The following is a 14,426-nucleotide window of genomic DNA, read 5'->3' as shown; positions in this document are numbered from 1 at the left end:
ATGAGTTTGCCGTTGTTGACGGTGGTGCCGCCGGTGTAGGTGTTGTCGTTGGTGAGCGTGAAGGAACCGGTACCCTGCTTGACCAGTTTACCGCCAGTGCCGGAGATGACGCCCTCGAAGGTGGTGTCGGTCGCATCACCCGTGGTGAGCGTGGCGGTACCCAGTGTGACTTTGGCCAGCGAAGCTGGGATCCCTACGCCGGTCCGAGCGCTGGCCAGCGCGCCGATGGTTTCGCTGATGTTGTTGAGGTTGAGCGTGTTGCCAGCGCTGGTATTTCCGTAAACCGTCACCGTGCCGGTGTCGGGCAGTGCGCCGGCTGCACCCAGCGTAATTTTCCCGGTACCGTTGTTGATGATGGTGCCGCCCTGGTAGTCGTTGGAGCCTGAAAGGATGATGGTCGTGTTGGCCGCCCCGCCGATGTTGGCCACAGTGAGACCGCCCGTGCCGGTGATGTCGCCGGAGAGGGTGGCCGTGCCGCCGAAATTGGCTGGGGTGAAGCGGTTCGCTGTACCCGTTAGCGTGATATCGCGCGACAAGTTTGCGCTGGGGTTGATGGACAGCGATCCGTTATTCATGCTCAGGCCGGCCGTGGGGATGTTGGCGTCGGCGTTGGAGAGATAAAGGATGCCGCCCGTGTTGATGACGGTCGTGCCGGTGTAGCTGTTGCTGCCCGAAAGCCGGACGGCCCGTCCGACGGCGGCATTGATCGTCAGGCCGGTGGTCTTCCCTATGCCGCTGGTGATGTTGCCCGAGAGGTTGAGCTGGACCGAGTTGGAGGTGCCCCGCCCCAGCCCGGAGATAACGACGTTGTCCTCGAGCACGATCGGCACGGAGATCAGGTGGGGACCGGCACCGCCCTTGTCAGCCGAGATCGTCGCGTCGCTCCCGCTGTTATCAAAGGTCAGCTTGTAGGTGTTGGTCGAATCAGTGATCTGCCACTGGTGCGAGCCTTCGCTGTTGACGAAAGCATCGTCGCGCATCAGCAGGCTGCCCAGCGTCACGTCGGTGTCGAGCGTGATGACGGTATTGGCGGTGATGTTCGAGGTGAACGACGCGGAATCGCCCGCACCATTGGGTACGGTGCTCGGACTCCAGTTGGATGTACTGTTCCAGTTACCGGGGCTGGATGAATTCCAGGTCGCTGCTGCTCCGAAGACCTGCAGGGATGACGTGCCGATCAGAACAAACCCCAAGCCACAAATGAACGGCATTCGCCTTTGCAACATCATGTCTCTCTCCATTTCCAGTACGTGACGTACTTATATTGGTACAGGATAACCTACAAAAAGCAGCTTGACAACAGTTGAAGAGCTGAAATTTTGTCTCCTGAGCACCCGAATCGCAATCTGCGACCCAGGCGGACTGGCCACTGAAAAGGCGTGGGAAGCGGGATTTGCGTTAAATGCTGCCAAACTCTCAAGAAACAAAGCAAAATCGTTGCTGATTTTGTTCCGTAAATAGGTGAGGTACTGTTGCAGCCGCCATCCGTAAATCATCGCGCGGGTCTGACCGCCACGGTCCCAGATACCCGGAATATCTTGGTCCCCATTGCCGCCAGTCCGCACAGCCGCTACTCTGCCCCATCCCATGAAATCGCTCAAAATCGCTGATATTCGTCTCCTCCCGCTTGTCGGTCATACTCCCGAAGGCGGGTGGGATCAAAAACTCATCGAGTCGGGTACCAACCTCCATACCCTTGTCGAAATCATCACCGATGGCGGCGTCACGGGTCTGGGTAGCGTCTTCACTTCGCTGCCCCTCGTGCAGGGTTCGATCAACGTCATCAAGCCCTTTCTTATCGGTGCCAGCGCGCTTGACCCGGCTGCCACCAGCGAGACGCTCCATCAGCAGACCTTCTGGCAGGGACGCGGCGGGGCGATCACCCACGCTGTCTCCGGCATCGACATCGCGCTGTGGGATATCTTTGGTAAGGTCACCGGCCAGCCGGTCTCCCGTCTTCTGGGCGGCCGTCACCGTGATCGGATCAAGCCCTACGGCTCGATGCTCATGACGGAGCCGTCCCGGATGGGTGATCGACTCCGCGCAGGACTGGCGCGGGGATTCCGCGCGTTCAAGATCGGCTGGGGGCCGTTTGGTCGGCGTGATTTCAAAACCGACGAGGCCATCGTCAAGGCTGCTCGCGACGCCATCGGCCCTGAGATCGAGCTGATGGTTGATGCCGGCGGTTCCGACGCCTACTGGCCTCACGGCTACAAGTGGGCACTCCGCACCGCGCAGATGCTCGACGATTACGACGTCGTCTGGTTCGAGGAAGCGTTACGCCCCGATGACATCGAAGGCTTCGTCACTCTCACGCGGCACGCTCCGCTGCCGATCACCAGCGGCGAGGTGCTCACCCGCAGGCAGAGTTTCATCGAGTGGATTCAACGCCGCGCCGTGGACTACATCCAGCCGGACGTGACGAAAGTCGGCGGCATCACCGAGCAACACCGCATCGGCCAGTGTGCCGACGACCAGAGCGTTCTCATGGTTCCGCACGGCTGGAACACCGCCGTCGGACTGGCCGCCGATCTTCAGTTGGTCGCAGCGGCCAACAACGCACGCTGGGTCGAATACATCACACCCGCACCCTATGTCGAGGACCTGTTCATCGAGCCTCTCAAGATGGATGCCGACGGTCTGCTGCCGATTCCCGACGGCCCCGGACTCGGCTTCAAATGGAATGAGGACGGCATCGCCAAGCACACGGGCGGGATGAAACTGACAAAATCCGCTTTGTAACCCGCCATCGCTCCGCTCGGTGCAGCGCAATCGTCGGCGGGAATGGTTCAATGGGGAAACTCACTCGAAAGTCAAAGGAACGCTATGTCCAAGGCTGAACCCTGGCGTTATGAGAAATTGACCTGGCCTCAGATCAACGACGCGGTGAAAAAGCAGCCCGTGGTCATCGTGCCCATCGGCTCGATCGAGCAGCACGGCCCGCATCTGCCGCTGGATGTGGACATGCTCGAAGTCACCGCCGTAGCGCACGCCGCCGCGCGGCTCATCCCCCGCGAGGTGCTCGTGATGCCCACGCAGTGTCAGGGGTACACCGGCCATGTGATGGATTTCCCCGGCACGATCAACATCCACTATGAGACGCTCATCCGCTTCATGGTCGATATCGGCAAGAGCCTCGCCTACCACGGGTTCAAAAAGATCGTGTATCTCAACGGCCACGGATCAAACGCGCCGAACATGGACCTGGCAGCAAGGCGCGTAAACCTCGAAACCGACGCCGAAGCACTGGCGACCAACTGGTGGTCGATGCTCACCGTTGACAAGGACTTCATGCCCGGCTGGCGCGAGAGCGTCTTCCCCGGCGGGTGTGCCCACGCCTGCGAACTGGAGACCTCGCTTTATCTCCACCTCGATGAGGAGAGCGTGCACAAAGACAAAATCGCCGACGGCTACCTCGAGTTTCACCGTGACCGCTCATCATTCCGATGGGTCGATCTCTTTGCCGCCGGCCCCGGCACGCCCGTGTCCTGGACCGCCAGCTACACCGACAGCGGCGTGCTCGGCGAGGCGACACTGGCGACGAAGGAAAAAGGCAAGCGTGCGCTCGATGAAGCCTCGCGTCAACTGGCGCAGCTCTGCACCGAGTTCCGCCGCCGCGTCAAACCAAAGCGCGGCGATCATCACGACCCCTTGCCGACCTTCCCCATGCCCTGGGGACAGACAGGAACCAGACCGACTCAAAAAGGTGATGTCCACGACTCGTTCGTTAAAAAAGGCCACGGTAAAACCAGCCGCGCTAAACAACACCGCGGCCAGAGCAAAAACGTGAACAATCGACGAACAGGTAAATCATGACGCTTGATCCTCACCGCCCGCGGTTTCATCTGGTGGCTGACGGATGGATGAACGACCCCAAGCCGTTCTACTGGAACGGTGAGTACCACCTGTTTTTCCAGCACGTTCCGGGTGATCCCAAGCCGGGGGCGATGTGCTGGGGGCACGCCGTCAGCCGTGACCTGCTGCGCTGGGAGATGCTGCCGGTGGCGTTGTCACCGACTCCCGGCTCCATCGACGCCGCGGGTTGCTGGACGGGCAGCGTCATTCGCGGGCCTAAGCAGTTTCACCTTTTTTACACCGCGATTTCACAGTTCGCGCCGCTGCGTCAGACACAGGCGGTGGCGACCAGCGATGATCTGGTTCACTGGACCAAGTCGCCGCAGCCGGTGATCGCCGAGCCGCCGCCGGGTTTCGGCGAGTGTTTCCGCGATCCGCAGGTCTGGCGCGAGGGCGATGCGTACTACATGCTCATCGGCTCCGAGCAGCCGGGCGGCGCGGGCGGGGCGGCACTGCTCTACCGCTCGGACGACCTGGCGAGTTGGCGTTACCTGCACCCGCTGTTTCTGGGCACGCCTGCGACAGGTTTTGATTTCGAGTGTCCCGACTTTTTCCCGCTGGGTGATCGCCATGTTTTCCTTTCCTCGCGCGGGTTGAACTACTGGCAGACCGGCCGCTATGCCGACCACCGCTTCACGCCGCAGATGACGGGTGTCGTCGATGGCGGGCGGTACTACGCGGGCAAGACCACGCTCGACGACCGGGGCCGCCGACTGCTCTTTGGATGGATTCGTGAGCCGCGCACGACAGCGCAGGTCAGGGCGGGCGGCTGGTGCGGCACGCAGGCGCTGGCGCGCTCTCTGGAGATACGGCCCGACGGCTCGCTGGGGATGCAACCGGTGGATGAGTTGAAATCGCTGCGCCGCTCGCATCATCACATCGGACCTGCTGCGTTCGGCACGCTGGGAGACGGCGTCGCGCTGTTACCCCTGGAAGGCATCCGCGGTGAATCGCTCGACATCGAGCTCAAAATGTTCTGCGGTACGGCTAGTCGCGTCGGTCTGCTGCTGCGCGCTTCTCCCGACCTGCGAATCTCGACGCCCGCGCTGCTGCGCGTCAACGAGGGAATGCTCGGCGACGCTCCGCTGCGCCTCGGTGCCGAGGAAGCTCTGGAGCTGCGCGTCGTGGTCGATCGTTCGGTGATCGAAGTCTGCGCCAACGGCCGCGCTGCCCTGACGCTCCGCACCTATCCGCCGGAGGGTTGCGACCGGATCGCGCTGTTCGCACAGGGCGGCGAAGCCCGGCTGATTTCCTGTGACGCGTGGACCCTGGAGTAGTTCATCCATGAATCCGAAGATCATCACCATCCGAAAGGCCACCGCCGAGTTTCCGCGCCGGAGAGGAAACACCACGCCGAACAAGTTCCTAACGTGACGCTGGTGGGGTTAAGTTGCTCTAAAAAATATCGCTTGGCCAGCCTCGCGATCTATTGACGCGGATAGTTTTGCGTAGTACTATTTCTACGTAGAAGTTTCCGTGCCCATCGCTGCTGGCGTCAGTCCCATGAAACGTGGCAAGCCCCAGGTAATCCGGCAGGTCGATGTCGCTCGCAGGGCGGGCCTGTCTCAACGTACCGTCTCCGCTGTTCTGGGCAGATCGGGAACCGTTCAACTCCACGTCAGCCCGCGAACCGCTCGGCGAATCCGCGACTTGGCGGCAAAGATGGGATACCGACCCTTCCGCCCCGCCCAGCAGATGAAAGGAATCAAGAGCGGCATCATCGGCGTTCTGATCGGCGCTGCCGAAGTCGAGATCAACTACCGCCGCCTTTCCGCCATCGAGCGACTGGCCCGTGAAAACGGATACCGCCTGATGGTCGGCTACCTGCACGACGAGCACCACGTCAACGAGTACGTGGACGACTTCCAGGCGCGCGATGTCGAGGGCATCCTGTGCATGAGGCATGACCTCACCCTCGCGCCGCCGACGGTCATCCCCCAGCGACTCCGCAACATCCAGCACGTCGTGTACATGGACCCGCCCTCGGGCATCATGGACGCCTGCTACGTCCAACCCGATCGTGCCAACGGCATCGCCCAGGCATTCGCTCACCTCCGCGCTCGCGGCCGGCGGCGGATCGGTCTCGTGCTGGATGACCAGGGGATCAGCTTTCCCATGCGGGAGCGGCACCGAGGCTATCTGGAGTCGCTTGCGGCCGCAGGCGAACCGGTTCAGGAGGAACTGACTTGGACAAGCCCCGACTCGCTGCACATCGCTTCGCCGCACATCAGCTGCATCGTCGATGATCTGGTCATCCATCGCCGCGCGGACGCCGTACTGGCCTCCAATGATGCAATCGCGGTCGCCATGATCAAGGAACTGCGTCGTCGCGGCCTGGCTGTGCCGCACGATGTCGCAATCGTCGGGTACGACAACGTCAGCATCGGAAGCTTCGTGGAGCCTGAGCTGACCACGATCGACCACGAGAATGAGCGCCTCGTCTCGCTCCTGCTGGTCATGCTCATGATGCAGATGAAAGGCGAAGTATTGCCGGCAAGTGAACGCCAGGTCATTGTTCAGCCCAGGCTGATCGTAAGGGGGTCCACATGAACCCTTCCGAGCGACCGGAGTTCAGGGATACACGCGGCGGCGAACGCAACCGAGGCGTCAGATGCCGACCCGGATGCCTGACAATCGGTTCGATCTACAACGATGGCACAAACGAAATGTGGCTGTGTTGGCCAAAAGGTTCAGTGAACTCTTGAGAGGAGAATCACGCATGCGACTCACGTCTTCCCATTCAACGATGGCGCGACTAGGAGCGGCCGCAGTGCTCGGTCTGGCGACGGCGACACAGGCCGCGATCTTCACCGTCACAAGCGATACGGCCGATTACGATATGCGCCAGCCCAGCAGCGGCAGCGGACTGCCGATCACCGTTAACAGCAGTTCGTCAACGACGGTTGCTGTCGGCGCTCGCACGTCCACGCGGGGCTACAACGGCGTTTACATTTTCTCACTGCCGGTCCTGCCGTCGGGCGAAAGCGTCTCGACCGCCGACCTTGGCGCGACGGTGACGGTAAGTCTTGGCGCAGGCGACGGCGGTGACTTCGGCGTCGATGTATGGGGTATCGGCTTCCAGTCGAGCACGACTGCGATCCTCGAGTACCTCGAGTCCGGCACCGATGCAGCACCGGGTAACGTGAAGATTCAGGACGAGTTTCTGATTACCAGCACGGTTTACCCGAACAACACGAGGCTGAACACCAACGCGAGCGGTGACGCAGCGCTGGCTGTGTATCTGCAGAGCTTTTACACCGCCAACCCCGGATACGCCGGCGGCAGCTACGTATTCCTTCGGCTGAACCCAGATGCCAACCCGGATGATACCGCCGACACCAACAGCGGCTACGGCCTTGCCTCCGCCAATCACGGCACCGCCGCGTTCCGTCCCGAGCTGACGATCCAGACGGAGAGCATTCCCGAACCGGCCGGACTAGTGCTGCTGGGACTGGCCGGCCTGCTGATGTTCAGCAACAGGAATTCAAGCCGACGCCCAACCCAATGAAGCATGCTGCTCGACCGATGATGCTTCGCTTCCAATGGGGCTGTGCCATGCGACACCGCCGTGGGTTTACTCTCGTCGAGCTTCTAGTCGTAATCAGCATCATTGCGCTGCTGATCGCGCTGCTATTGCCGGCATTGACCGCGGCACGCGAGGCCGCCCGGCGAACGGTGTGCCTGAGCAAAGAGCGGCAACTCGGCCTGACTGTTCATATGTACCTCGATGACCACCGTGGATTCTTCCCGACCTATTACACCTGGAACGCGGGCGTCAGTACGACTCAGAAACTCGTCCCCCTGTTCATCCCATACCTGAGCGATCGCTACTTCTTCCGTCAGTGTCCATCGGCTCCCCGGTTCCAGGGCAATCCTCCCCCTGACTACCAGACGCACTACGGGTTCCCCTACGGCGATCCGTGGTTGCGAGTCGTGATTGTCCAGAACGGGCCATCGAATCCGAGCGCGTCGATGCGGCTGCTCGCGATGCCTCATCCTGAAATCACCTGCCTCTTGGCCGAGACCCGATTTGCCTACGGCACCTCGTACGAAGACTGGGGCTGGGGGTACGAAAAGTTCACCGTGTATGGCCCGGCAAGCCCGCCGATGCTAAAGGACCGTCACGGCGACAGCGGCAACTACCTGTTCGTGGACGGTCGGGCCCAGTCGCTGCGCAAAGAGGTCGTGGACAATGGCTCGGTCACCCGCACCATCAAGTTCGCCTGGTGGCCCGGCGAAGAGTAGGCGTCTGCAATTGATCGGCCTGCTGCAACTGACGGGCCGATCCCGATACACGACACGAGAACCAGAGCCATCCGGATCACGTTAATCTGGTCGCTATGCTGACGCTCCGCACCTATCCGCCGGAGGGTTGCGACCGGATCGCGCTGTTCGCACAGGGCGGCGAAGCCCGGCTGGTTTCCTGTGACGTGTGGACCCTGGAGTAGTTCATCCATGAATCCGAAGATCATCACCATCCGAAAGGCCACCGCCGAGTTTCCGCGCCATTCGGAAGCCACCGCCGTGGAACTCACAGACGGCTCGCTCCTGCTGGTCTGGCAGGAATACACCGCCAGCAATCTCGCCGGTCACGACAACGCGCCGAATCAGCTCAGCGCGATCCTCTCGCGCGACGGCGGCCTGACGTGGGGCGATCACCGCGTGCTGGTTGAAACCCAGCCGGGTAACTGCAACGTGTACAGCCCCAGCCTTGCGAAAACCGCCGAGGGTGAAATCCTTTTCACCTATTTCACGTATCACGTGCTGGAGCAGGGCAAGACTTCGCCGACGACTGCATACCTGTCTCGTTCGCGTGACGAGGGGCGGACCTTTTCTCCGCCGGAGGTGATCTGGGATCATCAGCCGCTGACCTGCTGCGCCGGCTCGCTGGTGGTGCTGGATCGAGGCCGACTCATCCTGCCGAACATGCAAAAAGCCGGCGAAACCTGGACACCCAGCGAACACATGCAGGCTGGCTCCTTTGTCAGCGACGACGCGGGACGCACCTGGCGGCAAAGCAACTGGGTGAAGCTGCCGATGCGCGGCTGCATGGAGCCGCATGTCGCGGAGCTGCGCGACGGACGGCTGATGATGGCCATGCGCACGCAGCTCGGCAGCGTGTTCGCCTGCTCCTCCGCCGACGCCGGCCTCACCTGGTCCAAGCCGCAGACCACCGGCCTGCACGCGCCCGAGTCCTGCCCCGACCTCGTGCGCATTCCATCCACCGGCGATCTGGTGATGGTCTGGAACAACAGCGAATACGACCCGACCTTCAGAAGTCACTACGGCAAACGCTCACCCCTGACGGTGGCGGTCTCGCGCGATCAGGGCCGATCGTGGGGTGAACCGAAAAACATTGAGGTCGATCCCGCGTGGGCGTACAGCAATCCTGATTTGCAGTTTTTCGGAGACGGTCAGGCGATCCTGACCTACTGGTCTTGCCCCTATCGGCAGGACTGGCGCATGAATGTCGATCTGATCGATCTCAAGGCTGCGATCTTCGACGTGGACTGGCTCTACCTCTGATCGCAGCGGAGCCTGCGGCGCTGTTCGCGTCATCGGGCCATGTCCAGAAAACGGACCGGCGTGCCCGCAGCCACGGGTTCATCCGTCAGCGGAAGCCGGATGAATCCATCCGCCGATGCGGTGTGAATCAGATCGCCTGAGCCATGCCACTTGACGATGCGCACCGAGCCGTCGGAAAGCGCCGTCGCTGCACGGAAGACCTCGCGCTTGCCGGAGGCCTTGGCTGTTTCAGCCAGCGGAAGCGTGCGCCAGGGCGGCTCAGCGCAGGGCTGGCCGAGCATTCGCCGGATCACCGGCCAGGCGAAAATGTGAGCTGCGCAAAGGACGCTGACCGGATTACCGGGCAGGCCCAGGACGAGCTTGCAGTCGTCGCGTACCGCCAGCAGCGGCTTGCCGGGCTGGATGTTGACGCCGTGAAGGATCGTGGTCAGTCCGAGGTTCTGCCACGCCCAGGGCAGGAAGTCGCGCTGTCCGACGCTCACACCGCCGACGGTGAGCACCAGATGCGAATGCGCCAGCGCCTCGCGTGCTGCGGCTCGGATCACTTCCGGGTCATCGGGCACGTGTTCGTGACGGAGCAGCGGCGTGCCGATGGCCGCCAGCATCGCGGCGAGCATCGGCCCGTTGGAATTGCGAATCTGCTGCGGCTCCAGCGCGTTTGTTGCTGTCGTCGGCGGCAGCACCTCGTCGCCGGTCGTCAGCAGCGTGATGCGCGGCCGTTGTGCGACGACCAGCTCTGAGGCCCCGACCGCAGCCGCGATGCCGATGTGCTGCGGCCCCAGCCGTGTCCCTGCGGATAGCACGATCTGCGTCGCCTGTGCGTCGCTGGCGCGGCGGTGGACGTTCTGCCACGGTGCGACGGCGGTGACGTTGAAGCGCACCCGCTCCAGACCGCCCTCCGCAGTCACTTCGGATTGCTCGATGGGGATGACAGCATCGGCGCCGGCGGGCAGCGGTGCGCCGGTGGCGATCCGTCGGACCGTTCCGCGAGGCATTTCCTTCTGGAAACTTTCCGCTACGCCTCCCGCCGCCACCACGCCGACGACCGGAAAATCCGCGCCGGACGCAGCGGCTTCCTGACTGCGGACCGCAAAACCGTCCATCGCCGATCGATCGAACGGCGGCTGGTCCCGATCCGCGAAGACATCCCGCCTCAGCACGCGCCCCGCTGCGTCAGTCAGCGCGACACGTTCGTCCCTTAATCCGGGCGCATGCGGGAGGATCGTCGCCAGTGCTTCGTCATAGGTGGGCAGTGGGGGCACGCCCGCATTCTAGAGCATTCACGCGATCCGCAGCGGACCCGCGTCGCATCACAGACGGTACACTTCCCGCATGATTAAAGCGATCGTTTTCGATTTCGACGGCGTGATCGTTGACTCCGAGCCGCTGCACTACCGCGCCTTTCTCCGTGTCGCCCAGAGCATCGGGGTGAACTTCAGCTACGACGAGTACATGGAACGCTACATCGGCTACGACGACCGCGATGCCTTTCGCGTGATGCTGGGACAAAAGCCCGGCGAGAAGGGCAGCGCAGAAATCCAGTCGCAGGTGACACGGATGGTCGAGGAAAAAGCGGAGGCGTTCGAGGCGATCGTCAACGAAGGCATCGAACCCATCGCCGGCGTCGAGGATTTCATCCGCAGCTTGTCGGGCACGCTGCCCATCGCCATCGCCAGCGGAGCGACGATGCGCGACATCGAGCTGGTCCTGCGCCGGATTGATCTGCGGGCGATCTTCGGCACCATCGTCAGTGCCGATCAGGTCGCACGGTCCAAGCCCGATCCGGCCAGTTACGCGATGGCGGTGGATACGCTCGCCCGACGATGGCCCGCGCTGAAGATCGAGCCGGAGGATTGTCTCGCCATCGAAGACACCGCCGCGGGAATCGAGTCAGCTCGCGGCGCGGGTCTGATGACCATCGGCCTGTCCACGACCGGCCCGGCGGACAAACTCAGCCGTGCCCATCGAGTCCTGCCCGGCTATGAGGGCCTGTCGCTGGCGCAGCTCCGCGCCTGGTTTGACTGATGAAGCGGAATCTCACCCGGTGGCGGTGGCAATCGGTCGCACCACGTTCAATTCCTTGACCGGCAGAGTCGCCAGGTCCACGGGGTCGCCATCCGGCTGGCCGTCGGCTGCCAGCGGCTGCACGGTGGGGCGGTCGAGATAAGTAGGATTCGACGCGATGACGTGGGCGTTTTTCGAGTTGGAGAGTTTCACGTAGCTGCCGACGGGAAAAAGTCCCGCCGCCTGAATCAGTGCCCGCACCGCCGGTTTCCAGAACGCCATCGCCGTCGTCGCGCGGATGATTTCCTCCATCGCGATGTAGGGCAGCTTCGGCTTGCGATATTGACGCGGCTCGGTGGAAGCGGCGAAAGAGTCGGCGACGGCGAGCACACGGGCGTAATCGCAGGTGTTCTCCCGTCTCGTGCCGCGCGGATAGCCTGAGCCGTTCTCTCGCTCGTGGTGCTGGAGTGAAGCGAGCTGGAGGAGCGGCGGCACGTTCTGCACCGCCTGCATCATCGCCAGCGAAAAAACCGTATGCCGATGAACGCGCGAGCGGTCGATATCCGTCAATTCGCTTGAGCCGGTGCGCACGCGCTCCGGCACCAGCAGCATGCCCAGGTCGTAGATCATGCCCGCCTGTCCGATGCCGCGCACCGCTTCGATCGGCCAACGGAGCTGCGCCGCGATCGCCATCGCCAGCACCGTCACCGTGTAGGCGTGATCGGGCAGGTAATCCTTCCGGCGCGGACAGAGCAGAGCGAGCTGAGTGAAGCGCGAGGGGTATTTCGAGAGCCGCTCGATCAAGTCCGCCACCAGCGGAGAAAAATCTTCCAGCGGCACGGTGATGCCCGCTTCGATCTGAGCGTAGAGTTTGCGGAGCGTCTCCACTGCGTCACCGCGCAGGTCGCCGAGCTTGCCCGGCGTCGGCCAGTCCGAGGCGTCAATGGGCTTGATCCATGCGGACTTGGCTTCCGAGGTCACGCGCAAAGGAATTTCCGAGAGCCGTGAGTCGAGATCACAGACCAGCGTGTCACCCATGAGGATGCGTTCGCGGCGTTGCTGCTGTACCTGAGCCTTGGACGCGAAGGCGCCGCCGCCTGCCTCGACCGCGTCCATGTGATGGCTTTCGATCTTTTCGCCCGCTTCGACCAGAACCTGTCCGGTCTTGGTGAGCAGCCCGGTTTTCGTCTGCTGGCCGACCTGGAGCTTGGAGCTGTCGCACTGATCGACGATGCCCGCGGCCACCAGTTCATCCACGTCCTTGGCGACGATGACTTCCAGCTCGCCGTGGCGACGCATCACTTCGATATGCTGCGCGCCGAGCTGGACCCCGGCGTTAAGCAGTTTCTGGCCGGTGACGGAGAACAGCGGTTCCTCGTACACTTTGCCCGGCTGGAGATTGCCGATACGGATGCGTTCCATTGATCCCGGTGGCCCCTCTGCCGCATGACACCCGATCCCCGGACATGAAAATCCCAGGTGCGGCCTCGGGCGAATGCTGCATCTGAAATCGGCCAGCATCCGGCGCGGCTTAATGGCAGGGGTCACGATTACCGAAAAAATCGCTTCATCACCATGCCGCGCCTTGACCGAAAAACTTGAACGACCAGATGGAAAAAAGACATGAATGATGCGCCTTTGATGCTGAGTGTAAGCGGTTTACGAGGACTTATCGGGCGGTCCCTGACCCCACCGGTGGCCGCCCGGTACGCTGCGGCGTTCGGCCAGTGGCTCAAAAGCCGCCAGCCCGCCGGCGCATCGGCCGCCCCTCACGTGGTCCTCGGTCGTGACAGCCGGCCGTCGGGTCAGATGATCGAGCTGGCTGCCGCGTCGGGTCTCATCGCCGTCGGCTGCCGCGTCACCACTCTGGGGATCGTCACCACGCCCGGCGTCGCCATCATGGCGGAACATCTGGGCGCCGATGGCGGCATGGTCATCACCGCCAGTCACAACCCGATCATCTGGAACGGCATCAAGGCCCTGCGCAGCGATGGCGTCGCGCCGCCCCCGGAACAGGCCAATGACATCATCGCCCGCTTTCAACACGACGACGTGCAATACGCGCCGGTGGAATCGCTGACGACGCTGGCTCACGATGACTCGACCCATCGCGTCCACATCGATCGGATTCTCCGTCACATCGATGTCGAAGCGATCCGCCGCCGCACGCCGCGGCTGCGCGTCGTGCTCGACAGCGTTCACGGCGCCGGCGGGACCGCCACCGCGATGATGCTCGAAGCACTCGGCGTCGAGCTGGTTCATCTTTACGCCCAGCCGACCGGACGCTTTCCCCATAACCCTGAACCGACACGGGAAAATCTCGTCGGTCTGAGCGATGCGGTGCGGCAACATCGGGGCGACATCGGCTTGGCGCAGGATCCCGATGCTGACCGACTGGCGGTGGTCGATGAGCAGGGCCGGTACATCGGCGAAGAATACACGCTGGCGCTGGCGACGATGCACCTCTTGTCGCGTCAGCCTCAGCAGGGCAAGCGTACCGTTGCTGCCAATCTCTCCACCAGCCGCATGATTGATGACATTGCCGCCGCCGCCGGCGCTACGGTCCTCCGCACGCCCGTCGGCGAGGCGAACGTCGCCGCAGCCATGCGCCGGCATGGATCGCTCATCGGGGGGGAAGGCAACGGCGGCGTGATCTGGCCCCAAGTCATCCACGTCCGCGACAGCCTCGTCGGCATCGCGCTGCTCCTGGAACTGCTCGCCCGCCGGGGTGAGCCGCTCAGCCGCATCGTCTCGACCATCCCGCGCTACGCCATCGTCAAGGAAAAACTCGACATCCAGCCGGGCATGACGGAAAAGCTGGTCCCGCTGCTGCGCCGTCGCTGGCCGGATGAAAAGATCGACACCCAGGACGGCGTGCGCATCGACTGGCCATCTCCCGCGCCGGGCATGTGGGTTCATGTCCGACCGAGCAACACCGAGCCGATCCTGCGCATCATCGCCGAAGCACCGGCGGAATCAGCCGCCCGCGATGTCATCGCCCAGGTCCGCGCCGCGTTGGGGTTGCAGTAGAGAGAGCCGCC

The 14,426-nt window shown here is 62.9% G+C and carries 12 protein-coding genes; 9 read left to right on the top strand and 3 right to left on the bottom strand.

What is annotated here, in order from left to right; all coding sequences use genetic code 11:
- On the bottom strand, positions 1–1,229 hold a 1,229-nt coding region (locus tag IT444_11460; GenBank protein ID MCC7193389.1), incomplete at its 3' end, for an autotransporter-associated beta strand repeat-containing protein.
- Between the two features lie 358 nt (positions 1,230–1,587).
- On the opposite strand from IT444_11460, the gene IT444_11455 reads away from it, so the two are divergent.
- The 7 genes from IT444_11455 (at position 1,588) to IT444_11425 (ending at position 9,381) form a co-directional block, all read left to right on the top strand.
- Positions 1,588–2,742 (top strand): mandelate racemase/muconate lactonizing enzyme family protein, encoded by a 1,155-nt coding sequence (locus IT444_11455; GenBank protein ID MCC7193388.1) that lies wholly within the window; start codon positions 1,588–1,590, stop codon positions 2,740–2,742.
- Positions 2,743–2,826: 84 nt separating this feature from the next.
- Positions 2,827–3,816 (top strand): creatininase family protein, encoded by a 990-nt coding sequence (locus IT444_11450; GenBank protein MCC7193387.1) that lies wholly within the window; start codon positions 2,827–2,829, stop codon positions 3,814–3,816.
- Positions 3,813–5,132 (top strand): glycoside hydrolase family 32 protein, encoded by a 1,320-nt coding sequence (locus IT444_11445; GenBank protein ID MCC7193386.1) that lies wholly within the window; start codon positions 3,813–3,815, stop codon positions 5,130–5,132. The genes IT444_11450 and IT444_11445 overlap by 4 nt, the downstream gene beginning before the upstream one ends.
- A 199-nt stretch (positions 5,133–5,331) precedes the next feature.
- A complete protein-coding gene (locus IT444_11440) occupies positions 5,332–6,405 on the top strand; it encodes a LacI family DNA-binding transcriptional regulator (protein MCC7193385.1) in 1,074 nt (357 codons plus the stop codon).
- 169 nt (positions 6,406–6,574) lie between these two features.
- Positions 6,575–7,363, top strand: coding sequence for a PEP-CTERM sorting domain-containing protein (locus IT444_11435; protein ID MCC7193384.1), 789 nt, complete (start codon positions 6,575–6,577; stop codon positions 7,361–7,363).
- 47 nt (positions 7,364–7,410) lie between these two features.
- Complete coding sequence (locus IT444_11430; protein ID MCC7193383.1) at positions 7,411–8,100, top strand: prepilin-type N-terminal cleavage/methylation domain-containing protein; 690 nt, start codon at positions 7,411–7,413, stop codon at positions 8,098–8,100.
- Positions 8,101–8,310: 210 nt separating this feature from the next.
- The gene (locus IT444_11425; protein MCC7193382.1) at positions 8,311–9,381 is read left to right on the top strand and encodes an exo-alpha-sialidase; all 1,071 of its coding nucleotides are present in this window, start codon (positions 8,311–8,313) and stop codon (positions 9,379–9,381) included.
- A 29-nt stretch (positions 9,382–9,410) separates the two neighbouring features.
- Here the strand turns inward: IT444_11425 and IT444_11420 are convergent, their stop codons facing one another.
- On the bottom strand, positions 9,411–10,643 hold the full coding sequence (locus IT444_11420) for a molybdopterin molybdotransferase MoeA (protein MCC7193381.1): 1,233 nt from the start codon (positions 10,641–10,643) through the stop codon (positions 9,411–9,413).
- A 70-nt stretch (positions 10,644–10,713) separates the two neighbouring features.
- Here IT444_11420 and IT444_11415 point away from each other — a divergent pair, with 70 nt between their 5' ends.
- On the top strand, positions 10,714–11,406 hold the full coding sequence (locus tag IT444_11415; GenBank protein MCC7193380.1) for an HAD family phosphatase: 693 nt from the start codon (positions 10,714–10,716) through the stop codon (positions 11,404–11,406).
- Positions 11,407–11,418: 12 nt separating this feature from the next.
- Here IT444_11415 and IT444_11410 read toward each other — a convergent pair whose 3' ends face one another.
- A complete protein-coding gene (locus IT444_11410) occupies positions 11,419–12,807 on the bottom strand; it encodes a hypothetical protein (protein ID MCC7193379.1) in 1,389 nt (462 codons plus the stop codon).
- 201 nt (positions 12,808–13,008) lie between these two features.
- On the opposite strand from IT444_11410, the gene glmM reads away from it, so the two are divergent.
- On the top strand, positions 13,009–14,415 hold the full coding sequence (gene glmM / locus IT444_11405; protein ID MCC7193378.1) for a phosphoglucosamine mutase: 1,407 nt from the start codon (positions 13,009–13,011) through the stop codon (positions 14,413–14,415).
- Positions 14,416–14,426 lie beyond the last annotated feature (11 nt).

The organism is Phycisphaeraceae bacterium (assembly GCA_020851465.1).
Classification (GTDB): domain Bacteria; phylum Planctomycetota; class Phycisphaerae; order Phycisphaerales; family Phycisphaeraceae; genus JADZCR01.
Note: the sequence above shows the minus strand (reverse complement) of the source record. Positions and strands in the feature narration are given on the sequence as shown.

What these genes read in the sequence shown, in the direction of transcription:
- IT444_11455 (MCC7193388.1), top strand. Translation starts at nt 1,588, where the DNA reads ATGAAATCGCTCAAAATCGCTGATATTCGTCTCCTCCCGCTTGTCGGT.
- IT444_11450 (MCC7193387.1), top strand. Translation starts at nt 2,827, where the DNA reads ATGTCCAAGGCTGAACCCTGGCGTTATGAGAAATTGACCTGGCCTCAG.
- IT444_11445 (MCC7193386.1), top strand. Translation starts at nt 3,813, where the DNA reads ATGACGCTTGATCCTCACCGCCCGCGGTTTCATCTGGTGGCTGACGGA.
- IT444_11435 (MCC7193384.1), top strand. Translation starts at nt 6,575, where the DNA reads ATGCGACTCACGTCTTCCCATTCAACGATGGCGCGACTAGGAGCGGCC.
- IT444_11430 (MCC7193383.1), top strand. Translation starts at nt 7,411, where the DNA reads ATGCGACACCGCCGTGGGTTTACTCTCGTCGAGCTTCTAGTCGTAATC.
- IT444_11425 (MCC7193382.1), top strand. Translation starts at nt 8,311, where the DNA reads ATGAATCCGAAGATCATCACCATCCGAAAGGCCACCGCCGAGTTTCCG.
- IT444_11415 (MCC7193380.1), top strand. Translation starts at nt 10,714, where the DNA reads ATGATTAAAGCGATCGTTTTCGATTTCGACGGCGTGATCGTTGACTCC.
- IT444_11410 (MCC7193379.1), bottom strand. Translation starts at nt 12,807, where the DNA reads ATGGAACGCATCCGTATCGGCAATCTCCAGCCGGGCAAAGTGTACGAG.
- glmM (MCC7193378.1), top strand. Translation starts at nt 13,009, where the DNA reads ATGAATGATGCGCCTTTGATGCTGAGTGTAAGCGGTTTACGAGGACTT.